This window comes from Streptomyces daliensis (assembly GCF_054782395.1).
In genome coordinates, this window is the sequence record NZ_BAAGSO010000088.1 from 440,824 (window position 1) to 462,300 (window position 21,477).

The window sequence follows — 21,477 nt, forward strand, 5'->3', positions numbered from 1 at the left end:
CCGGGGCCTTTACGGAGTGCGCGAGCGGAATTCGCGGAAGCGCGCGGTGCCGCCGTGGGACGGGGCCTTCATGACACCGTCGCGGAATGTTCCGCTCCACGTCGAACCGGAATCCGTCACCGGCTCCACGAGGAAATCGCGAGGCGAATTCAATTCCGGGGGAGGACAGGGGAGAGCGGGGGCGGTGACGCCTTCGTGCTCCCCCGCCCTTTTCGTATGCGAAGCCCAGCGGGCCCGGCAAGTCCCGTACTGGGGAAGCCGCTCGCCGGAGCCGTCAGCCGTCAGCCGTCAGCGCCGACCGCCCGCCGCTGTCTGCCCCCGGCGGTCCTTCCGGTCCCCACGGGTACGAGCAGCACCGCCAGCAGCGCCCCGAGCAGGGTGATGCCGCAGCCCGCGAGCGCCGCCGTACGGTAGCCGTCGGTGAGCGCGGCCACCGGCGGGGAAGCGGCCCCGGCAGCGCCCATGGTGGACACCGCCACCAGGATCGCCACCCCCATCGCACCGCCGCACTGCTGGGTGGTGTTGATCAGGCCGGAGGCGAGCCCCGTCTCGCCCGCGCGGGCCGCGCCCGTCGCCGTGGTGGTGACGGAGACGATCGCGAGCCCGAGCCCGGCGCCGCGCAGCATGGACGGGCCGAGCGCGTCCACCGCGTACGATCCCGTCGCCGACATGGCCGCGAACCACGCCCATCCGGCCGCCGCGCACAGCAGCCCCAGCACCATCACGCGCCGCGCGCCCCACCGCGCGATCAGCCAGGAGGCGGGCAGCCCGGCGCACAGCGTCATCGTGACGGCGGCCGGAAGCTGCGCGATGCCCGCCTGCCAGGGCGCGAACCCCAGGGAGTTCTGCGTGTAGAAGGTCAGGAAGAGGTAGAAGGGGTACTGGCCCATCGCCAGGAACACGGCGACGGCGTTGGCGCCGCGCAGCGGGGCGTTGCGGAACATCCGCAGCGGGATCAGCGGATCGGGCGAACGCCTCTCCGCCCGTACGAACACCAGCAGGAGCAGCACCCCGCCCGCGTACGCGCCGAGCGTGCCCGGCGAGGTCCAGCCCGCCTCCTTGGCCTGGGTGGTGGCCCACACGATCAGACCCAGGGCGCCGGTGATGCTCAGGGTGCCGGTGAGGTCGAAGTGGCGTCCGGTCTTCCGCGCCGCCGCCTCACGGAAGAGGCGCGGCGCGAGGAGCGCGGCAAGGACGCCGAGCGGTACGTTCACCGCGAAGATCGAGCGCCAGCCGAACCAGTCGGTGAGCACTCCGCCCAGGGTGAAGCCGAGCGCGCCTCCCAGCCCCACCATCGACGCGTACACGCCCAGCGCCCGCTGCCGTTCGGGGCCCTCGGGGAAGGTGGTGAGGACGAGCACCAGCGCGGCGGGCGACACAGCGGCGGCCCCCACGCCCTGCCCCGCGCGCGCCGCGATGACCAGGCCGGGCGAGGACGCCACGGCGCCGGCGGCCGAGGAGAGCGCGAACAGCAGAAAGCCCGCGACGAACATCCGCCGCGGGCCCACATAGTCGGCGACCCGGCCGCCGAGGAGCTGGAGTCCGCCGAAGGCGAGCGTCTGGGCGTTGACGACCCATGCCAGTCCGCCGGGGGAGAAGCCCAGTTCGCCGCCTATGGTCGGCAGCGCGATGGTCGTGATACCGGATTCCATCAGCAACAGCAACTGGGCCATCGCTATGAGAAGAAGAGCCGGTGTCCTCTCTTTCGCGCTTCCGGAGGATTCCCCCACGTTGCCCCTCTCCGCCCGCGGAAGGGGAATCTCCCCCCACGCGTCCGTGCGTACGCGGAACAGCGGCCGGAAAACTCCACCACGCACTGTGGACGGGGAATTCGGCCTGGGCGATTCTATACGGGGCGGGGCGCGCGGCGCGTGGACGGGAATTTCCCGCACGGCCCTCCGGGGGCGTGGGCGTGCTCCTCGCCGCCCGCCCTGGGTGCGGCCCGGCCCGGTCCGTACCGCAGGCCCGCACGCCCCGTACGCAGATCCGCGACCATCCGCGACGACGAGACGAGGAGCGCCCCGGACATGAGTGACGGCAGCCCCCAGGACACCGTGTACGACGCCGTGGTCAACGACGAGGAGCAGTTCTCCGTCTGGCCCGCCGACCGCGAACTCCCCGCGGGCTGGCGCCCGGCGGGGCACCGCGGCACCAAGGACGCCTGCCTGGCGTGGATCGACACCCACTGGACCGACATGCGCCCCAAGAGCTTGCGCGAAGCGCTGCGCGAGGCGGACACCTCGGGCGGGCAGCACGCGTGACCCGGCCCCCGGCCCCCGGCGGCTTCCCCGCCGCGCCCCGCGCCGCGGGCCTCCCGCGCACCCCGCTCCTCGACACCCACGACACCCCGGTGCTGCCGCTGACGCGGCTGGCCGCCGAACTCGGCGTCCCCGCACTGCACATCAAGCGTGAGGACACCAACGCCCGCGTCTTCAGTGGCTGCAAGGCCCGCTCACTGGAGTTCACCCTCGGTGCCGCGGTGGCCGAGTCGGCCGACACCGTGCTGACCGCGTCCACCATCGGCTCCAACCACCTCGCGGCGACCGCGCTGTACGCCCGCACGCTCGGGCTGCGCGTCCGCGCGCTGGTGCTGCCGCAGCCGCACACCCCCATGGTGGAGCGGAACCTGCGGCTCACCCTCGCGGCGGGCGCCGACCTCGTCCCGGTCGAGTACGGCACCTCGGTGCGACCTGCCGGGCCCGCCGTCACCGCGGAGCTGCGGGCCCTGCGCGCGTACGGTGCGCGGCCCTTCGTCCTCGCCTTCGGCGGCGCCGACCCGCGCAGCGCCCTCGCGCACGCCTACGCGGGGCTCGAACTCGCCGAGCAGGCCAGGCGGCAGGAACTCCCGCTGCCGCTGCGGGTCCATCTGCCCGCCGCCTCGATGCTCACCGCCGCTGGCATCGCCGCCGGGCTGAAGCTGGCGGGTCTGCCGTTCCGGGTGGTGGCCGTCGACGTGATGGGCGACGGGGCCGTCGCGGCCCCCGGCCTGCTGGCGCGGGCACGGCACACGGTGCGGACCCTGCGGGAGGCCATGGGGCAGCCGGGGGAGACCGTCCACGAGCACGAGGTGGCCGTACGGGACGGCTGGAGCGGCACCGCGTACGGGGAGCCGTTGCCGGGGGCCGCCGAGGAGGCGGCACGGCTGCGGGAACTGGAGGGCATCGACCTGGACGAGTGGTACACGGCGCCCGCGTTCCTGCACTTCCGGCGCGACGCCTCCGCCCGCCCCCTCTCCGGCAGCAGGCTGTTCTGGCACAGCGGCAGCAACCGCAGACAGCTTCCGGACACGGCCCCGGGCGGCGACCCGGAACCCCCGCTGCCCGGACACCTCGCGGCGCACCTGCGGTGACAGCGCGGAGATCCGGGAGCTCGCCTCCTGGGGCCGGTTGCGGGCTCTCGCGGACCGGCGCGCCCGCCGTCGGCCGCCGCACCGGAACCGGCGGCCACCGGCCACGGGCATCAGGAACGGCCTGGTCCGGTACGGGCCGCGCCGGAAGAGAATTCCGGCGATTGAGAGGCGCCCGGAACGGTCCGTCATTGCGGGACTCCTTGCCGCCGACGGCTTTCACCCTCCATTCTGAGGATGTCCACCCGTCTCTCACTGCCGGAAGAAACCGACCGGCTGGACTCTGTCGCCCAGCCGGGGTTCCGGATTCCTCTCTTCCGGAAGACTCGACGGCGGCCGGGGTGTTTCCCTCCCCCACCGGTCCGGCCGCCACCCTTATTCCGGCTCTCGCGTGCGGCAGAGCGACATCCGGCACGTGCCCCCGGCGCGTGCCGGGACGCTCTCCGGAAATTCCCGAGCACAGCGACCCGAAAGGATGGCCGACATTGCACCTGCGTGAGATCGAGCGTATCGAGGCCCCCACCCGAGCGACGTTCCTGCACGAATATGTCCGAGCCGGAAAGCCCGTCGTCATCGCCGGCGGAGCGAAGGGACTCCCGCAGAGCGCGTGGGATTTCGACGGCCTTTCCGACCTCGTCGGTGACGTCACCGTTCCGGTCTACGACTGGGGCGCCTCGGGGCCGACCGTGGATGACGAGTTCGTCATCACCAAGATGCCCTTCGCCGAGGCGATCGAGCTGACCCGCTCCGTGACCAGCACGGAGAAACAGCAGTACGCGGTGTGCCAGTTACCCCTGGAACACATCGGACACCTCGCGGAGCTGTACCGCAAGCCGTCGTGGCTGGAAGGGCTCGACCAGATAGACCGCCCCGCGCTGCCTTTCCGGGAGAGCAGCCGCCACGCCCTGTTCATCAGCTTCCACCGGGGCATCCACTGGCACAACGGCCGCGACGCGGTGGCCCAGCTCCTCACCGGCCGCAAGCGGTTCGTGCTCTTCGACCCGAAGGACTCGCCGTACCTCTACCCCCGGCGGCTGGCCGACGGGCCGAAGGCATGGTTCGACGAGACCGAGGCGGTGTTCTGCAGCGAGATCCCCTTCGAGCAGGGCCTGGACGCCATCGACCGCAAGAAGTACCCGCTGTTCGACCGCACGACGCCGTACACCACCGAACTCCAGGCCGGGGACTGCCTGTTCATCCCCACCCACTGGTGGCACTTCACCACAGCGGTGGACCCGTGCGTCGTGGCCGTCGAGTTCTGGGACGCCCCGCTGCGCCGCTGGGGATACCCGAACGGCAGGCGGAGCCTGATCATGAAGCCGTACCGCAAGTACCTCTTCCGGCACCTGGCCGGGCGCAAGGCTTTCACCCGCAGGCAGGAAGTGATGGAACGCTCGCGATAGGGCGCCAGGGAGCCAGGACGACAGGACGTCACGACGACAGGAACGGTGTGCACACTGCACTCATCACGGGCGCCGGGCGGGGCATCGGCCTGGCGCTCGCCGAGGAATGCGTCCGGCGGGGCTGGCGCGTCGTCGCGACCGGCCGTGCCCCCGCACCGCCGCCCGAGCTGGCCGCGGCGCGGGAACGGTACGGCGACGACCGGCTCCGCTGGACGCGGCTCGACCTCGTCGACGACGCGCGGATCGAGGCGCTGGCGGACTCGCTGTCCGGCGAGTCCGTCGACTTCCTCGTGAACAACGCCTTCGGCGGCGGGCGTTCGCAGCCGTTCCCGCACATCACGTACGAAGCGTGGGAACAGTCGATGCGGATCAACGTCTACGCGCCGCTCAAGCTGGCCCAGGCACTGCTGGAGCCGGTGGCGCGCAGCGAGAGGAAGACGATCGTCGCCATCAGCAGCCGGATGGCCAGCATGGCCGAGGAGCAGGACGGCTCCCGGTACGCCTACCGGACGGCCAAGGTGGCACTGAACATGGTGGTCAGGAACCTCGCCGCGCAACTGGCCCCGCGCGGGGTGACCGTGGCGAGCATTCATCCGGGCTGGGTCAGAACGGCGCTCGGCGGGCCCGGCGCGCCGCTCTCACCGGCGCAGAGCGCGCGGGCTGTGGCGTCCGTCATCGACGGCCTCGGTCCAGGCGACTCGGGGCGGTTCCTCGACCACGAGGGGAAGGAGATCCCCTGGTGACGACGGGGGCGGGTCCGGGGTCTCCGCCCGGGGCCCGCCCCCCGCCGTCAGCTCAGCCCTCGGCGAGCGCGGTCCTGATGGCCCGCTCCACGAGGGACTCGTCGGCCCGGCCCGTCACGTCCATCGGCGCGTGCAGCGAGATGGTGCGGTTCGCCGCGATCCGCACGGTCTCGCGGGTGTTGGGGCTCCGGGCGTGGACGAGGTGCGGGTGCATCCAGATGACGTCGCCCGCGGCACCGGTGAGTTCCCGGACCGGCAGCCCCTCGAACTCGGCACACCACTCGCGCAGCCACGGGTAGCTCACCCCGTCCGGCTCCGCGTCCCTGAGCAGGCGCGACACGACCGCGTGCGAGCCGACCCGGACGGCGGTGCCGCCCCCGCCGGGTTCGATGTCGGTGAACAGCTCCAGGCCGACCAGCCCCTGTTCCGGCGACGTGAGCCGGTGCTGGAAGTCCATGCCGTCCACGTGCCACCCGGTCGGCGGAGGCTGCCACGGCGGGCTGCTGAAGCCGGGGAAGCGGCAGATCACCCAGCCGTAGCCGCGCTTGGTCGTCCAGCGTCCCGCACCGACGAGATCGTCCACACAGGCGCGGTAGCGCGCCGTGAACAGCCCGTCGACGGGCCCGTCGGTGAGCACGTCCTCGACCTGCTCGTTGGGGCGCCGCCAGGTGGCGGGGTCGGGTGTCACGCCGTCCAGACGCCGCCAGATGTGGGGCAGGAACTGCTCGGCCACCTCGCGCGGGAACACCTCGCGGGAGATGACGTACCCGTCCCGGACGAAGGCGGCGGCCTGTGCCTCGTCGAGGGTGCGTAAGACGGTGTCGTGCACCATGTCTCCTTTCGGCGGAGGGCCTTTCAGCAGGGGGTCACCGGCGGTCCGCACCCGGCGCCGCACGGACCGGGGGCGCGGCGGCGTGTGTGCGCAGCAGGCGGAGCCAGTGCAGCAACCGGTCGGCCAGCGCGGAGAGTTCGGCCTCCGGGAAGGCGGGCCACTGCCGCGTGGCGGTGCTGGACAGGCGCAGCTCCCCGCGTGCGGTGTCGAGGACGACGTCGAGCTGCGCCGCGCCGTCCTCGGGCGCTGCGGCCCTGACACCGGCCCGGACCGGCAGGCCGGTGCGCGGCAGCTTGCGCCGCAGTGCGAGGTCGCGCGAGTGGACGTCGCGGCCCCGCGCGGTGCGCAGCGCTTCACCGGTCCGTTCCCAGACCTCGGCCGGCAACTCGTCGGGGTTCCCCTGACCGGTGGCGGTGGCGGTGGCGGGGACGGTCACGGGCAGGCCCGCGCGAAGGAACCGCCCCAGCCGGGACGGCAGGTCCGCGCCCGCCGGGGACCTCTGGTCCACGGTGACCCGGTCCCGTCGGGTGTGCTCCGCCACGGTGAGCAGCGTCGCCGCGAGGACGAGCCGGTGGAGCCGGTGTGCCGGGTCCGTTTCACCGTCCGGCCCCGCTGCCCCGTCCGGCCCCGCTGCCTCGTCCGGTCCCGCTGCCCCGTCGGCGTCGGCGCGTACCGGCAGCGCGACGCTCACCTGCGCGGACGGCCCCTGGCGCGGGGCACCCGGGGGCGGCGCGGCCACCTGGAGGGGAGCCTTCACCGGGAGCGGGGTCCGGTCGGCGACGCTGAACTCCTGGGCGCAGTACGCCTCGTGCGCCGCCGCGGCCTCCAGGCGGGCCCGCAGTTCCGCCTGGAGCGACGCCGGAACCGAGGGCAGGACGCCGCCCGGAGCGGGCAGGTCCGCCACGCCGCCGTCCTGGTCCGTGACGTCCGTCAGCTCGATGTCGTCGGTGGTCGTCGCCACCCGGAGCGTGCCGCGCGCCGCGCCCACCACCGTGCCCGGCGGAGCCGTGGACGGTGTGCCGGTCTCCCGCGCGGCGCCGACGACGGCCGCGCCGGTGCCGAGGTCGACCCTGGCCGTACCGAAGGTGTTGACGACGCCCCCGACCTGGTGGGCGTTGACGAGGCGGACGAGCGCACGCGCTTCGCGGTCCCACGACAGCAGCCCGCCGGAGACGGGCCGACGGCGCGCCGGATAGTAGGTGCGGCGGCCGAGGTCCTGCGGAACCTCCGTGGCACGGCCCGTCGCGAGCGCGGCGGCCAGCTCGCCGAGGGCCTCCAGACCGAGCCGTCGGCACGTGTCGTTGACCTCTCCGGCCGTGGCACCGGGGGCGAGGGGAAACAGCCGCTGGACGTACACCGGGCCTTCGTCGACGCGGTCGACCATCCGGTGCCAGGTGACCCCGTGCTCCGTCTCGCCGTTGAGCAGCGCCCACGAGGCGGCATTGACGCCCGCATACCGAGGAAGCGGTCCGTTGTGGTAATTGATGGCCGCCTTCCGGGGAAGCCGCAGCACTTCCGGGGAGAGGACGACGCCATTGATGACGCTGAACAGATAGTCGAAATCCGGCGGTCCTGCCGCCATGAGTGTCCGGAAATCGTTCACGCGCCGGATGCCGCGCCGCTCAGCCCATGAGGAGACCCGGCTGTTCGCGCTGACGACCACGGAAACATCGTGCCCCGCGTCGAGCAGCAGATCCGCACAGTGCGTGGTGAATGCGGCCGAGCCGGTGACGCAACAGGAGAAGGAGAATCCGGGGGAAGGAGAGGTACTCATGGACAGCTCACCGCCGTGCCGAACGGGAATCCACCGGCTTCCGCCGCTTCCAGTACCGCGCGAAAGACTCTACGGACGACCCGAGTTGATTGTCCATGACGCGTCACCACAATCCTTCCCCGGCAATGCGGTACGCCCGTCGCCGGATTCGTCCGGCGGGTCGACGGGCTGTTCCACTGCGGCTAGCATCGTTCTTTACGGTGAACCGGCGCCGGACCGCATTCCGGCCCGGCGTTCTTTCCTTCCCCGATACCGATGCGGTGTCCGTCCCGGGAGCAGCGCAGTCCTTCGCATCCGGCGTCATCACGTCATGCCGGGACGGCCTCGTGCGCGGCACGGGCCGTATCCCCGCAGTGGTGTCTCCGGCCCACTTCGAGCGGTCCGGCAGTGCCTTCACCGTGCCGGGCCCTCGGCGTCCGAGTAGGAGGAAAAAGGGCCTTGCAGCGTTCGCACCCGTCCGGTTCCCGCTCCGTGACGGCCTCACCTGCCGCACTCGACTCACCCGCCATGCCCGACGGCAGCGCGTCATGACCCGGGTCCGGCGCGTGCTCTTCGTCGTCGACGCCCACCCGGGCCACATCCATGCGACGCTGCTGCTGGCCCGGCGGATGACCGAGGCAGGCGCACGCGTCGACTACTGCGGTCCGCCACGGGCGCGGGACACCGTCAGCGCGCACGGTCACGGGTTCCTTCCCCTGTACGCCACCGGCCTGGACGACCCGGCTTGCGGCGCGCCGCGCCCGCCGGGCCCGCTGCGGCGCCGTCTGACGGCACGGCACCGGATCCGCGGCCTGGTACGGGCTGCCCGGGACGAAATCGCGGCGGTGGTCCGCGAGACCCGGCCAGAACTGGTGGTCATGGACCCGTTCCTGCTGCCGTTCTACCCTTTCTGGTGGGCCGAGGGAGTGCCCGTCGTCGCCCTGTCGACCAAGACCCTCTTCCGGCGCGACGCGCACACACCCCCGTACACCTCCGGGCTCGTCCCGCGCAGCACCACCTGGGGCAGATGCCAGGTGCAGCTCCGCTGGGCCTGGCAGTGGGCCGGGTACTGGACGTTCCGCGTCACGGCCGCCGCTGCCGGACTGCGGAGCGGGTGGAGCGTACGTCGGATCATGCGCGCGGCCTCCCGCGAGGCACGGTTCCCCTTCCGCAAGCGGTTCGTCCGCAGACCGCTGTCCTACGACATCCGGTTCGACGGCACACTGGAACTGGTCCTCGCCTCCCGGCACTTCGAGTTCTCGCCCGACCCCGCCCCGCCCGGCGCCCGCTACGCCGGGCCCTGCGTGGACCTGGAGCGCGAAGAGCCGCCCTTCGACTGGTCGTGGCTGGAACCGGGCCGCAAGCTGGCGTACTTCTCGGTCGGCACCGTGGCCCTCAGCATCGACCCGACCTGCGCGCGGCTCGCCCGCAATGTCGCGGCGGCCTTCGCGGGGGACCCGGAGTGGGCACTCCTGATCACCGTCCCGGACGAGCGGATCATCGCCTCGCTCGACGGTGTGGGCGACAACGTCCACGCCGTGACCTGGGCGCCGCAACTGGCCACGCTCCGCCGCGCCTCGGTGGCACTGACGCACGGCGGGCACAACAGCGTGAAGGAATGTCTGCTCCTCGGGGTGCCGATGGTGGTCTTCCCACGGCGCGTGGACCAGTTCGGCAACGCCGCCCGGGTGGTCTTCCACGGCGTCGGACGGCGGGGCCGCGCTGACCGGGACACCGCCGGTGACATCCGCCGCGCTGCGACCGGTGTCGCCGCTGACCCGGAGGTGCGGGCCAGGCTCGACCGGCTGGGCGGGATCCTGCGGAAGGAGGACCCGGGGGACGGGATCGTCGCGGAGCTGCTCGCCGCGCCGGGGCCTGCCCGAGGGAGAGGGACCGGGCTAGCCGACGGGGCCCGCCCGGAAGCGGCCCGCCCGGAGGGTGGGCGACGGAACGGCGCGTGGCCGCGGGAGCGGGAGCCGGAGGAGGCGTCGCCGGACGGCGCGTGGCGGGCCGGACCGGCTCCCGTCACGCCTTGGTGGCGGCGGGTTCCGGCAGCCGCACGCCGAGACGGCGCAGCAGTTCGTGGCCGAGAGCGATCCGCTTGTCCGCCAGCTCGGGGCGCTCGACGTCCATGACGAGCGCGAAGCAGTAGCGGCGCCCGTCGTGCTCGGCCCAGCCGACCCACCAGCCCTGGTCGGTGTCCGGAAGCCGCGCCCAGCCGGTCTTGGCACGCACCGTCCGGTCCCCGTGCCCCTCGACGGGCAGGATGTCGCGCACCGTCCGCTGACTGTCCGCCGAGGCCGGGAGGTGGCGGCCCGACAGCCGGTGGAGGAAGCGCACCTGCTCCACGGGGGAGATCTTCAGCGAACCGTCCAGCCAGAACTGGTCGACGTCCGGCCCGATGTGGCGGTTGCCGTAGCCGACGCGGTCGAGCCACTTCTCCATCGTGTGCCGTCCGATGCGGCGGGCCACCTCCTGGTACACCGGCAGATTCGAGGCGCGGATGGCGTCGCGCAGGTTCATGTTGTGTTCCCACGCGTCCAGCCGCTGCGGTTTCCCGCCGTAGGGCACCACCTCGGTCTCGTCCCGCACCGCTCCCGACTCCAGCGCGACGAGACTGTTCATGACCTTGAAGGTGGAGGCGGGGACCGCCCGCTGTTCCGCCCGTTCGCGGTTCACCAGCGTCCACCGGCGGTCCCGCACGTCGTACAGCGCGAACGCGCCCCGCGTGCCGGCCTGGCGGAACACGGACTCCAGGTCGTCGCGCACCACCGGAGCCGGGTCCCGTCGTGCGGCCGGGCTGCTGGCGGCGGGCCTGTTCTCCGTACGCTCCGGCGGAGAGGGTGTGCCGGAGGAGCTGTCGCAGGCGGACAGCAGGAGGAGAAGGGCTGACGCCGCACAGGCGCCGACTCTGCGATGCCATGGTGTGCTGCTCACGCGGCGAGGCTACCGGAGCCGCTGCCGCCCCCGGCCGAGGGACACGCGCGCCCGAGGCGTCGTGGACACCGAGCCGGGCCTCCTCCCCGAGGTGAAGAGCAGGAAGCCTTCGGAAGGGGCACACGACCCAGACCGGAATCCCTGGACGTCAGGCCAGGGAGCACGTCAATGTGCTGGCCGCGCATCGATTCCCCGATTCCTCACCTGTCGGCGTACGGGGACATCGCGGGTAGTGCCACAGTGATGCGGATCCCGCCGGCAGAGCGCGGGGCGAGGGTGAGTGTTCCGTCGTGTGCCTGGGTGATGGTTTTGACGATGGCCAGGCCGAGGCCGACACCTGCATGGTCGGTGTGGATGCGCTCGGTGCCGCGCTGGAAGGGTTCGGTGAGGGTCGAGACCAACTGGGGGGTGAGTTGCTCACCGGTGTTTTCGACAGTGAGTACCACGGTGTCGGGGCGGACGCTGGTGTGGACCCGCACGTTGCCGTGTCCGGGCAGGTTGTGGACGATCGCGTTGTGTACGAGGTTCGTGGTCATCTGGAGCAGGAGCGCCGGTGATCCGGTCGTGGGGGCGATGTCGCCGCTGGTTTCGAGGGCGATGTCGTGCTTTTCCGCGAGGGGGAGGAGTGCTTCGGTGGCTTCTTCCGCCACGAGGGACAGGTCGATGAGTTCCCGGGCGAAGGACCTCTGCTCGGCGAGGCTGAGCAGGAGCAGTGCCTCGGTGAGGTCGATGGCTCGGGTGTTGACGGCGTGGAGGCGGTCGATGAGTTCGCCGGTGTCGTGGTCCGGATCGGTGCGGGCCACGTCGAGAAGCGACTTCGAGATTGCCAGCGGGGTGCGCAGCTCGTGCGAGGCGTTGGCTGCGAATCTCCGCTGTTCGGCGACGTGCGCTTCGAGCCGTACGAGCATCGTGTCGAAGGCGTCGGCGAGTTCACGGAACTCGTCCTTGCGGCCCGGCAGATGGATGCGGTGGGAGAGCGACCGGTTCGTGGCCATGCGGGTGGCGTGTGTGATGCGGTTCAGCGGGGAGAGCATGCGACCGGCGAGGAACCACCCTCCCCCGAGACCGAACACCAGCAGGAACAACATCGTGATGGCCGCCATCGGAGCGAAGTCGCGCGCGACGGAGAGGCGGTAGTCGGGAAGGAAGATGAGCCCGACGTGCTTCACACGAGTCAGGAACAACCATCCGGCGATGAGCATCAGGGCGCCGGCCAGCATGAGGAACCCGGTGTAGCTGAGGGTGAGTTTGAGGCGAACGCTCAGCCCGGGCTGCCTATCCACTGTCCCCTCCCTCACGTATGGTGCCGAGGGCTGTGTCGATGCGGTAGCCGACGCCTGGCACGGTGGTGATGATCCAGGGTTCGCCGAGCCGCTTGCGCAGGGCCGAGACGGTGATGCGTACGGCATTGGTGAACGGGTCGGTGTTCTCGTCCCACGCGCGTTCCAGGAGTTCTTCGGCGCTGACGACACCGCCTTCGGCGCAGACGAGGACTTCGAGCACGGCGAACTGCTTCCTCGTCAGGGCGACGTAGCGGCCGTCCCGGTAGACCTCTCTGCGGAACGGGTCGAGGCGCAGACCGGCGATCTCCTGTACGGGGGGCCTGTTGTGGGCGCGCCTGCGGTCGAGCGCCCTGAGCCGCATGACGAGCTCTCGAAGCTCGAACGGTTTGGTGAGGTAGTCGTCGGCGCCGAGTTCGAACCCGGATGCCTTGTCGTCGAGACGGCCGGCTGCGGTGAGCATGAGGATCGGTATGCCGCTGCCGGAGGCGACGATGCGTTTGGCGATCTCGTCACCGGACGGTCCGGGGATGTCGCGGTCGAGGACGGCGATGTCGTAGGCGTTGATGATCAGCAGTTCCAGAGCGGTGTCACCGTCACCTGCGATGTCGGCCGCGATCGCGGCCAGGCGCAGCCCGTCGCGGATGGCTTCTGCCAGATAGGGCTCGTCCTCGACGATCAGCACACGCATGGTATCGAGGCTACGAGTCAGCGCATATCGCTGGCGTATCGAAAACTGCATACGTGCCGGCAACATCGTGTCGCTTTCACTGACGGCATGACTCGAACCCCAGCATCAGCACGAACAACGCACCGCTGTATGCCGACCCCGCACAGGACCCGAGGACGCAGCAGCGAACGGCAGCGAGGGGCAGCGAACGACAGCGAGCGAGGACAGCCGATGACGCAGGTGGGCACGGCGGATACCGGTGCGCCAGGTACCGGAGCCGGTGCCCCGGCGGCCGGGACCGGCGAGACGTGGCGCGCACGCATTCATCGGACGCTCCGGGGCCTCTCCGGGCCGGGGCCATGGAAGCGCGGCCTGGTGCTCGCGGCGTCGGCGCTCGTGCTGGGCCTGCTCATGCTGTCGCACGCGCAGATCACCGATCGCGGGGGCCTCGGCAGCCTGGTGGAAACCTTCCTGCCGTGGTTCGGCCTGCTCGTCCCGGCGCTGCTGACCGGAGCGCTCTGGCGCCGCTCCGCCTCGGCAGTGGTCGCGCTGCTGATGCCCGCCTTGGTGTGGCTGAGCCTCTTCGGCGGGCTGCTCAGCGACAAGGCCCACCCGGACAGTGACCTCACCGTGGCGGGCCACAACGTCGGAGCCGACAACCCGGACCCGGCCGGTACCGCCCGAACCCTGGCCGCCTCCGGTGCGGACGTGCTGGCGCTGGAGGAGATCACCCAGCAGGCCAGGAGCACGTACGAGAAGGAGCTGGCGAAGACGTATCCGCACCACACAGTGCAGGGCACGGTCGGGCTGTGGAGCAAGCTGGCGCTGTCCGACACCCGGCCGGTCGACATCAAGCAGGACGTCGGGCCGCTGGGGGACACGAAGCCGGCCGACGTCAAGATGGCCGACAACCGGGCGCTGCGCACCACGGTGGCCACGGACCAGGGGCCCCTGGCCGTGTATGTGGCCCACCTGGGGTCCGTACGGGCAAATCCCAGGTCAGGTTTCTGGACGGACTCGCGGGACAGAAACGCCCGGGCGCTCGGCGAGGCCATCGCCGCCGAGCCGGACGAGCGGGTGGTGCTGCTCGGTGACCTGAACGGCACCATGGACGACCGCGCATTCGACGGCATCACCTCGCAGATGCACTCGGCCCAGGACACAGCCGGGGAGGGCTTCGGCTTCAGTTGGCCGGCGACGTTCCCGGTGGCGCGGATCGATCAGATCCTGGTCCGGGGCGTGGAGGCGAAGAGCTCCTGGGTGCTGCCGGCGACCGGCAGCGACCACCTGCCGGTGGCGGCCGGAATCAGATGGTGAACATCGAGTAAAGCCCCCGGACCCGCATCCGCCCCGTGCCTTCCGCGAAATCTGCCGCGAAAGCAGCCCGGTGGAGATCCCCGCATCTGACCTTGGGCCTTTGATGGACACGGGCATAACGAGCGATTAATTGACTGCAAAAATCGGCTATTGACCGGTCAATTGAGCGAGGCTACATTTCTGGCCATGGCAGTCCCGGCATACCTGCGGATCCGCAACGAGCTCGAGCAGCAGATCCGCTCTGGCGCACTTCCTCCCGGCAGTCGGCTTCCCACGGAGGCCGAGCTACAGCGGATGTACTCGATCGGTCGCGCGACCGCGCAGCGAGTGCTGAGCGAGCTGGCGCAGGCCGGGCTGGTGGAGCGCCACCGGCGGCGGGGCACCTTCGTCACCGGGGGAGCACGGCAGGAGAACCTGCTGCGCTTTGTCAACACGTCCCTGCCGGGGCCGAAGATCCCCGGTCGGCATGCTGTGGAGTCTGCGGCGGTGGTCCAGGCCCGCGATGCCGGGTTGGAAATGCCGGGAGTGGACGAGGAGACGCCTGTACATCAACTGCGACGGCTGAAATTCGACGTCGACGACAACGTGATCGCCGTCGAACTCACCGTCATCCCGTTCTCACTGGCGCCGCGACTGCGAGAGGAGGACCTCGGCCATCTGACAGTGCACGACTACTTCGCCCGCATGGGCATCCCCGCGGCCAAATCCCGCATCTACATCGATCCCATCGCGCTCGACGCTGCGACTGCGGCACAGCTTCGCGTACCCGAGGGCCAGGCGGTGATCCGGCTTCGTCGGCTCACCTGGCTGGTCGACGGAAAGCTCGCCGAAGCGAGGTGGGACATCATCCGCCCCGACCTTGTCGAGTTCTTCCTCGAACAGACCATTGAGCCCGTACCGCCCTTCTAGTCCCCTGATGTCCGCCAGTTGACCCGACTGGCGCCCGGCTCGCCGAGACGACGCGGCAATCCGTCTGCCGTGGTCTCGTCGAGCACGCGGTTCCGCCTGCTCGGGCCCATGGCCTGCTCACGCGGGACAGGTCCGCGATCGAGATCGTAGAGCGCCACTTCAGTCGGCGCCCTACGAAGGCAAGACCCCGCAGTGTGCGCGCACAGCCTCGGCCGATCGCGCCTATCTGCTTGAGGACGACAAATGCACCCGCCCGGCCGATGCGGCCGTGGCTTGAGTAGTGCCCCAGTCGCGTTCCGGGTTCTCCGGAGGCGGTTACACGCGGCAGGCCTCCCTCGATCGTCCAGACGAATCGTTGCCTGCCGAACCAATCCTCGCCGCACGGATGCACCTGTAGCCGTCAAATGTGCGAGCCGGACAAGTCATTCCCATTGACCTCACCGCTCCAGCGCAATCGAATCGAAAGGCCTCTGAGATGACGCAAACCGCGAGCAGCGGACCGGTCACCGACGCCTCTATGAAACGACTGTTCCGCGTGCTCAGCGCCATCGAGCGAGCTGGAAACAAGCTGCCCCATCCGTTCTGGCTCTTCTGGATTCTGGCAGCCGTCCTCGGCGTGACGAGTGCAGTACTGGCCGGTGCCGACGTGTCCGTCACACTGCCCTCGACGGGCGACTCCGTCGCGGTGAAGAACCTGCTCTCTTCTGCTGGAGTCAAGTTCGCGGCGGAGTCCGCGCTGGACAACTTCGCCGGGTTCCCGCCCCTGGCGGTCGTCGTCGTGGTTCTGCTCGGCGTCAGCGTCACGGAGCGCAGCGGTCTGCTCACCGCCCTCCTGCGTGTCACGATCGGTCGGCTGCCGACTCGCTGGCTGACCTTCTCGGTCGCCCTGAGTGCCATGACGGCGCACGTCATGAGTGACTCGGCCTACATCGTGATGATCCCTCTGGGTGCGCTGGCCTATCGGAGCGTGGGGCGGAGTCCACTGCTGGGGCTCATGGTCGCGTACGCGTCGGTGGCGATCGGTTTCAACGCCAGTCCGCTTGTGACCCCGGCCGATGCCATCCGGTCATCGCTTGCGACCGCGGCTGCGCACACCGTCGATCCTCACTACGTCATCACTCCCGTCGGCACCTATTTCTTCACCGCGGCGTCCTCGGTGTTCCTCGCTGCCGTCATTGCCCTCACCGTCGATCTGTTCCTGGCGAAGCGGCCGGAGTTCACGCCGGTTCCCGAGGACGAGGCGGCCGCCGACAAGGTCTTCAACGCCAAGCACGCGGACACTGGCGGGCATATCGGCAGCCCGTACGCGATTGCGCTGACCGCCATCGAGAAGCGGGCCATGAAGGCAGCCGCGGCAGTACTCGTGGTCTACGTCCTGGGAGTGGCCGCGCTCCTGTGGCCGGGGTCCCCGTTCCGCGGCGAGGGCGGAAGCATCGTCCAGTCCGTGATCGTCGCCAACATCGCGGTGTTCATCGCGCTGCTGTTCACGATCCTCGGTGTCGTGTACGGCAGGCAGGTAGGCACGATCCCCACGCTGTCGTCCGTTCCCTCCGCCATGGCGGACGGGATCCGGTCCATCGCTCCCGTGATCGTTCTCTTCTTCGCGGTCGCGCAGTTCCTCGCCTACTTCACCTGGACCGGCATCGGCTCTGTGATCACCGTTGAAGGCGCCGAACTCCTCAAGTCCCTTGATGCGCCCCACCTCGTGATTCTGCTCGTGATCGTCGCGGCCATCAGCGGCCTCAACATCATCATCAGTAGCGGCTCGGCCATGTGGTCCATCCTCGCCCCTGTGCTGGTCCCCCTGGCGATGTACATCGGGCTCGCCCCCCAGGCCGCCATGGTCGCCTTCGCGATCGGCGACTCGGTGACCAACACCACCCCGATGAACGCGTACTTCGTCCTGGCCCTGGGATTCGTCCAGCAGTTCCGCAAGGGCGCCGGCATCGGCACGTTGCTGTCCTTCACGGTTCCCGTCGGATTGACCGTGCTCATCTCGTGGTCGGCCTTCTTCGCCCTCTGGTACACGCTCGGAATCCCCCTCGGACCAGGTGTGCCCATCAGATAGGCCCGTCGGGCTGGCTGCGACACGCCTCTGCCGGCATGCCTCTGCCGGCGGTCACAGCCTGACGACCGCAGGGCGGTTCTCACCGCTACAGAAGCCCTGCGGCATTCCACCCCTTGGCAACGCCGAGGTCCGTTGTGAAATGAAACAGAAAGAGAGATTCTCTCGCATGGGTAGCATCGCCATCATCGGCGCGGGGAATGTCGGTCAGGCCATCGCCGGCCACATGTCGCTCCAGGGCCACGACGTACGACTCTTCGACAGGTGGGGCCACGACCTCGAACCGGTCAAGGCCAATGACGGCGGCATCGACCTGGTCGGAGAAGTGGAAGGCCACGGCAAGCCGTCCCTGCTGACCACCGACCTCGCCGCAGCCGTCGACGGCGCGCAGGTCGTCATCGTCGCCGTACCGGCCTTCGCGCACGCGTACATCTCGCAGGAACTCGCGGCGATTCTGGAACCCTCCCAACTCGTCCTCATCCAGCCCGGTGTGCTGGGCAGCGGCGTCGAGCTTGCGCGCATGTTCTTGCTGGCCGGCCGCAAGCGCTGCCTCATCGCGGAAACACCGACCAGCCTCTACACCTGCCGCCTGCGTCAGCCCGCCAACGTCTACATCGGGGCCATCAAGCACTCCGTGCCCCTGGCCGCCGTCCCCAGCGCGGACACCACCCAGGCCCTCGCGATCCTGCGGACCTACTTCGGCGAGCGGTACGTGTCGGGCGGGGACGCGCTGGCCGTCGGGCTCTCCAACGGCAACCCCATCTATCACGTGCCGCCGGCCGTGCTGAACTTCAAGACGGTCGAGGACGCCGACTGCCGCCCCCAGCATTCCCTGGTGACACCCCGCATTGCCGAGGTCATCGACGCACTCGACCGTGAGCGACTCGGCCTCGCGCATGCACTCGGAGTGGAGGCGACCAGTTTCTGGGACTTCCTCACCAGCGCCTACGGCGTCACCGAGGGCACCTACGTCGAGCGGATCGTGCAGGGTTACGGTCGGCAGGCTTTCCCCGAGCCGGACTCGGTCAACCACCGGTACTTCACCGAGGACATTCCGTTCGGACTGGTCATCTGGAGTTCGCTGGCCGCCCAGATCGGCCTCTCCATGCCCCTGACCGACTCGTTCATCGCTCTGAGCAACACCTTGTGCGGGCGAGACTTCGTCGCCGACGGCAGGACGGCAGAGTCACTCGGACTGCTCGGCTCCCACGTCGGCTCGATCCGAGCAGCATTCATCGACGGTTCGGTGTGCTGACTGACTGAAGGGGGAGCGCACCGGTATCGCGGACCCCATCCGAGGCCGCTGATCACCGGTGCGCGCCCACTCCGCTCGGCTCCGTGCCTGTACGGCGACGACGATGCCCTTCCATCTGCGTGTCGGCGTCGTCGCCTTCTACGACTTCACCCGAGAGGCGGTGCGCTTGCCGCGACCGTGCGTCGCCGCCAGGTCACGGCGCATGCGTCGAGGCCCGCGGGACGTCCCTGACGAACACGACGCCGTCCGTGTCGGGCAGGTGGTCGGCGTCGAGCGGGGCGTAGCCGAACCAGGGGGACACACGTGGTGCGGGCCGGGCGTCGGCGAGGGCGTCGGCCAGTCGGGCGGCGTCGAGGAGGCAGTGGCTCTCCGGGAGCGTGTGCAGGAGTCCTTCGAGGGTGTCCGGGGGCGGGACGTCCACTCCCCGGTGCCGGAGCGTGCCGAGGGCCGTGGCCAGGAAGGCGTACCGCATTCCCAGGCGGGCGCTGACGATCGCGCCTGCGCTCCACCACTCCAGCGGCAGCCCCGCCATCCGCATCGAGCTCCTCCGCCGCTGGAGGTGGCCGTTGTGGGCGTGGACCAGCGTCGGCCCCCGCTCGGCGAGGGCGAGGAGGTTGCGGGCCATCATCCCGTCCCGCAGGCCCATCAGCCGGGCCATGCGCGCGTGGGAGGTGTCGGCCATCCAGCGGTGGTAGCCGAGCAGACCGGTGGCGGTGCGCCCGTACAGGCGCGCCCGGTCCCACTCGTCCCGCGAGGTCGCGGTGATGAGGTGCGGTGTCTGCGCGTCGAGCAGTGCCACCAGGTCGTCGGCGAGCAGCCGCAGTCGTCCGGCCTCGGCCGACTGCCCCACCGAGCGGGCCGGGTCCGTCATCGCGGCGGGTTCGGTCCACTGGTCGTCGAGGCCGAGCAGGCGATCGAGGGTGTCCGCGGTGCAGGGGAGCAGGTCCGCGTCCACCAGGGACGAGAGGTAGCGGTGGAGTGCGGTGAGGGAGTGGCGGGGGCTCTCGGCGTGGGTGATCTCCAGGGGCCCGTCGAAACCGGCGAACCGGAGCCGCTCGGAGGCGGGCCTGCCCTCGTCTTCGGCGCGGACGTTGTAGGCACGCATCCAGCGCACCAGCTCGCGGTTGGCCGCTGAGGTGCCCCAGCCATGGCTGAACCCGCGCTCCATGGCCGCGTCGAGAGTGCCCGTGCCGGAGGCGACGTAGTCGTCCACGGCCAGGCCCCTCACACAGTCGCTCTCGACCGCGATCGTCCGGTAGCCCTCCTGCTCGACGAGCTGCCGGAAGAGCGTGTTGCGCAGATCGAGCAGCGCCTCCTCGCCATGGGTGGGCTCCCCGAGGGCGAGCAGCCGGGGGCGGCCCGGGAGCAGCCTCATGACCTGGGAGGCATCGACGGCATGGGCGGCGGCGCTGAGGTCGGTAACCATGGCTTCAACGGTATCGTTGAAGCTCTTATGGGGACTTTTCCGCGATGTCAGCAGGGCAGAACGGCAGAACCTTCCAATCGGCGTACGGCTCACGCTGGTTGGCCTGGCGTGGGGGTTTCCGTCCGCGCGGCCGATGACTTCCGCTCCCTCGCGTCGTCTGCACAAGGGAGAAGGCTCCCGCGCCCGCGGGAGGCCCGCGACGACACGACGAGGAGTGTGCACACCGTGGACCAGGAGAACGTGAGCGCCACCCTGACCGTCGCCGCGCCCGCCGCGAAGGTGTTCGCGGTGCTGGCGGACCCGGCGTCCCATTCCGCGATCGACGGCACAGGATGGGTCCAGGAGCCTGCCGACCGGGCGACGCTGACCGAGGTGGGGCAGGTCTTCCGGATGGACATGTACCACGCCGGCCATCCCGACGGTGACTACCGGGTGGCCAACAAGGTCCAGGTGCTCGACGCGCCGCACACCATCGGCTGGCTGACGGGGCAGGAGAAGGAGGACGGCCGTCTGGAGTTCGGCGGCTGGTCCTGGCGTTACGACCTCACACCGCTCGGTCCGTCCGAAACCGAGGTCACACTCACCTACGACTGGTCGGCGGTGCCGCCGTCCATCCGTGAGTACCTCCGGTTTCCGCCGTTCGGCCCCGAGCACCTCGCGAATTCACTGCACCACCTGGCCGGGCTGGTCTCCGGCGGGTGAGGCCGTGTCCGCCCGGGGTGCGGTGCGGGATGCCGCAGGCGCCCGTCACAGCCGTCGCGAGACCTCCTTCGCTGCCTGGCACACCGCGGGTGCGAACTCCCGCAGTTGTTCGCGTGTGACGAGGAAGACCAGGGAGGAGACCGAGACGGCGCCCATCGGGTAGCCCTCGGTGTCGAGCACGGGTGCGGCCAGGGAGCAGACGGACTCGTCGGCCTCCTCGTACTCCGCCGCCCAGCCGTTCTCGCGCACGGTCTCCAACTCCCGTGCCAGCGCGGCGCGTTCGGTGAGGGTGTGGGGTGTGCGCGGGGGCAGCCCTGTGCGGTCGAGGAGGCTCTCGGCCTCGGCCTCCGGGAGGTGGGCCAGCAGCACCTTGCCCGCCGCGCTCGCGTGCAGCGGCAGCGGCATGCCCACCTCGGTCGCGATGCGGTAGGCGTGTCCGGGGTCCACCTTGTGCGTGTAGGTGGCGTGGTCGCCGCTGAGGACGGCGAGGTGCACGGCCTGGCCCAGCCGCTGCTGGAGCGCGCGGAGCACCGCGTCGATGCCGACCGTGTCGTCGGAGAAGACCCGCGCGGCCAGGGCGCGTAGCTGGACCCCCATCCCGTAGCGGCCCTCGCCGTCGGCGACGGCGTACCCCTCCTCGATGAGGGTGGCCAGGATGCGATGGGTGCTGGCCTTGGAGACCCCCGCGTACTCCGCGATCTCCTTGAGACGGTGCGGAAGTTCGGGCTGGGCGAGCGCGTGCAGCACGCGCAGCGCCTTGGCCACCGAATTCACCGACTTCTCGCCATCCATTGACCCTCCGTACGACATCTGATTAGTTTGCCATCGATCCGCCCGTC

18 protein-coding genes are annotated in these 21,477 nt (G+C 70.5%); 10 read left to right on the top strand and 8 right to left on the bottom strand.

The annotated features are described in order from the left end of the window. Positions 1-281 precede the first annotated feature (281 nt). Entirely contained in the window at positions 282-1,673 is a 1,392-nt protein-coding gene (locus ACYVOO_RS21290; RefSeq protein WP_461017244.1) for an MFS transporter, read from the bottom strand. 354 nt (positions 1,674-2,027) lie between these two features. On the opposite strand from ACYVOO_RS21290, the gene ACYVOO_RS21295 reads away from it, so the two are divergent. From ACYVOO_RS21295 to ACYVOO_RS21310, 4 genes are all read left to right on the top strand, one after another. Beyond that, positions 2,028-2,261: an MbtH family protein gene (locus ACYVOO_RS21295; RefSeq protein WP_461017245.1), complete on the top strand. Its 234-nt coding sequence runs from the start codon at positions 2,028-2,030 to the stop codon at positions 2,259-2,261. Beyond that, a complete protein-coding gene (locus tag ACYVOO_RS21300) occupies positions 2,258-3,349 on the top strand; it encodes a 1-aminocyclopropane-1-carboxylate deaminase/D-cysteine desulfhydrase (RefSeq protein WP_461017246.1) in 1,092 nt (363 codons plus the stop codon). The genes ACYVOO_RS21295 and ACYVOO_RS21300 overlap by 4 nt, the downstream gene beginning before the upstream one ends. Positions 3,350-3,831: 482 nt before the next feature. Then, a complete protein-coding gene (locus tag ACYVOO_RS21305) occupies positions 3,832-4,749 on the top strand; it encodes a cupin-like domain-containing protein (protein ID WP_461017247.1) in 918 nt (305 codons plus the stop codon). Positions 4,750-4,796: 47 nt separating this feature from the next. Next, a complete protein-coding gene (locus ACYVOO_RS21310; protein WP_461017248.1) occupies positions 4,797-5,492 on the top strand; it encodes an SDR family oxidoreductase in 696 nt (231 codons plus the stop codon). A 52-nt stretch (positions 5,493-5,544) separates the two neighbouring features. Here the strand turns inward: ACYVOO_RS21310 and ACYVOO_RS21315 are convergent, their stop codons facing one another. Further along, positions 5,545-6,324, bottom strand: coding sequence for a phytanoyl-CoA dioxygenase family protein (locus ACYVOO_RS21315; protein WP_461017249.1), 780 nt, complete (start codon positions 6,322-6,324; stop codon positions 5,545-5,547). A gap of 34 nt (positions 6,325-6,358) precedes the next feature. After that, positions 6,359-8,098 (bottom strand): formyltransferase family protein, encoded by a 1,740-nt coding sequence (locus ACYVOO_RS21320; RefSeq protein WP_461017250.1) that lies wholly within the window; start codon positions 8,096-8,098, stop codon positions 6,359-6,361. A 527-nt stretch (positions 8,099-8,625) separates the two neighbouring features. Between ACYVOO_RS21320 and ACYVOO_RS21325 the strand changes: the two genes are divergently transcribed. Next, positions 8,626-10,212, top strand: a complete 1,587-nt coding sequence (locus ACYVOO_RS21325; protein WP_461017251.1) for a nucleotide disphospho-sugar-binding domain-containing protein — start codon at positions 8,626-8,628, stop codon at positions 10,210-10,212. Here the strand turns inward: ACYVOO_RS21325 and blaOXA are convergent. The 3 genes from blaOXA to ACYVOO_RS21340 all read right to left on the bottom strand — a co-directional run bounded on the left by blaOXA (position 10,103) and on the right by ACYVOO_RS21340 (position 12,985). Continuing rightward, complete coding sequence (blaOXA, locus tag ACYVOO_RS21330; RefSeq protein ID WP_461017252.1) at positions 10,103-11,014, bottom strand: class D beta-lactamase; 912 nt, start codon at positions 11,012-11,014, stop codon at positions 10,103-10,105. The two genes, ACYVOO_RS21325 and blaOXA, sit on opposite strands and share 110 nt — an antisense overlap. A 200-nt stretch (positions 11,015-11,214) precedes the next feature. Then, a complete protein-coding gene (locus ACYVOO_RS21335) occupies positions 11,215-12,297 on the bottom strand; it encodes a sensor histidine kinase (RefSeq protein WP_461017253.1) in 1,083 nt (360 codons plus the stop codon). Then, complete coding sequence (locus ACYVOO_RS21340; protein ID WP_461017254.1) at positions 12,290-12,985, bottom strand: response regulator transcription factor; 696 nt, start codon at positions 12,983-12,985, stop codon at positions 12,290-12,292. Before ACYVOO_RS21340 ends, ACYVOO_RS21335 begins: the two co-directional genes overlap by 8 nt. A gap of 210 nt (positions 12,986-13,195) precedes the next feature. Between ACYVOO_RS21340 and ACYVOO_RS21345 the strand changes: the two genes are divergently transcribed. The 4 genes from ACYVOO_RS21345 to ACYVOO_RS21360 all read left to right on the top strand — a co-directional run bounded on the left by ACYVOO_RS21345 (position 13,196) and on the right by ACYVOO_RS21360 (position 18,510). After that, a complete protein-coding gene (locus ACYVOO_RS21345) occupies positions 13,196-14,281 on the top strand; it encodes an endonuclease/exonuclease/phosphatase family protein (RefSeq protein WP_461017255.1) in 1,086 nt (361 codons plus the stop codon). A gap of 186 nt (positions 14,282-14,467) precedes the next feature. Then, positions 14,468-15,190 carry a GntR family transcriptional regulator gene (locus ACYVOO_RS21350; protein WP_461017256.1) on the top strand — a complete coding sequence of 241 codons (723 nt, stop codon included), beginning with the start codon at positions 14,468-14,470 and terminating at the stop codon, positions 15,188-15,190. A 517-nt stretch (positions 15,191-15,707) separates the two neighbouring features. Next, complete coding sequence (locus ACYVOO_RS21355; protein ID WP_461017257.1) at positions 15,708-17,258, top strand: AbgT family transporter; 1,551 nt, start codon at positions 15,708-15,710, stop codon at positions 17,256-17,258. 166 nt (positions 17,259-17,424) lie between these two features. Beyond that, positions 17,425-18,510 (top strand): NAD/NADP octopine/nopaline dehydrogenase family protein, encoded by a 1,086-nt coding sequence (locus tag ACYVOO_RS21360; protein WP_461017258.1) that lies wholly within the window; start codon positions 17,425-17,427, stop codon positions 18,508-18,510. 193 nt (positions 18,511-18,703) lie between these two features. Here the strand turns inward: ACYVOO_RS21360 and ACYVOO_RS21365 are convergent, their stop codons facing one another. After that, a complete protein-coding gene (locus ACYVOO_RS21365; RefSeq protein WP_461017259.1) occupies positions 18,704-19,936 on the bottom strand; it encodes an erythromycin esterase family protein in 1,233 nt (410 codons plus the stop codon). Positions 19,937-20,161: 225 nt separating this feature from the next. Between ACYVOO_RS21365 and ACYVOO_RS21370 the strand changes: the two genes are divergently transcribed. Then, positions 20,162-20,638 (top strand): SRPBCC family protein, encoded by a 477-nt coding sequence (locus tag ACYVOO_RS21370; RefSeq protein ID WP_461017260.1) that lies wholly within the window; start codon positions 20,162-20,164, stop codon positions 20,636-20,638. Between the two features lie 45 nt (positions 20,639-20,683). Here the strand turns inward: ACYVOO_RS21370 and ACYVOO_RS21375 are convergent, their stop codons facing one another. Beyond that, a complete protein-coding gene (locus ACYVOO_RS21375) occupies positions 20,684-21,430 on the bottom strand; it encodes an IclR family transcriptional regulator (RefSeq protein WP_461017261.1) in 747 nt (248 codons plus the stop codon). Positions 21,431-21,477: the final 47 nt, after the last annotated feature.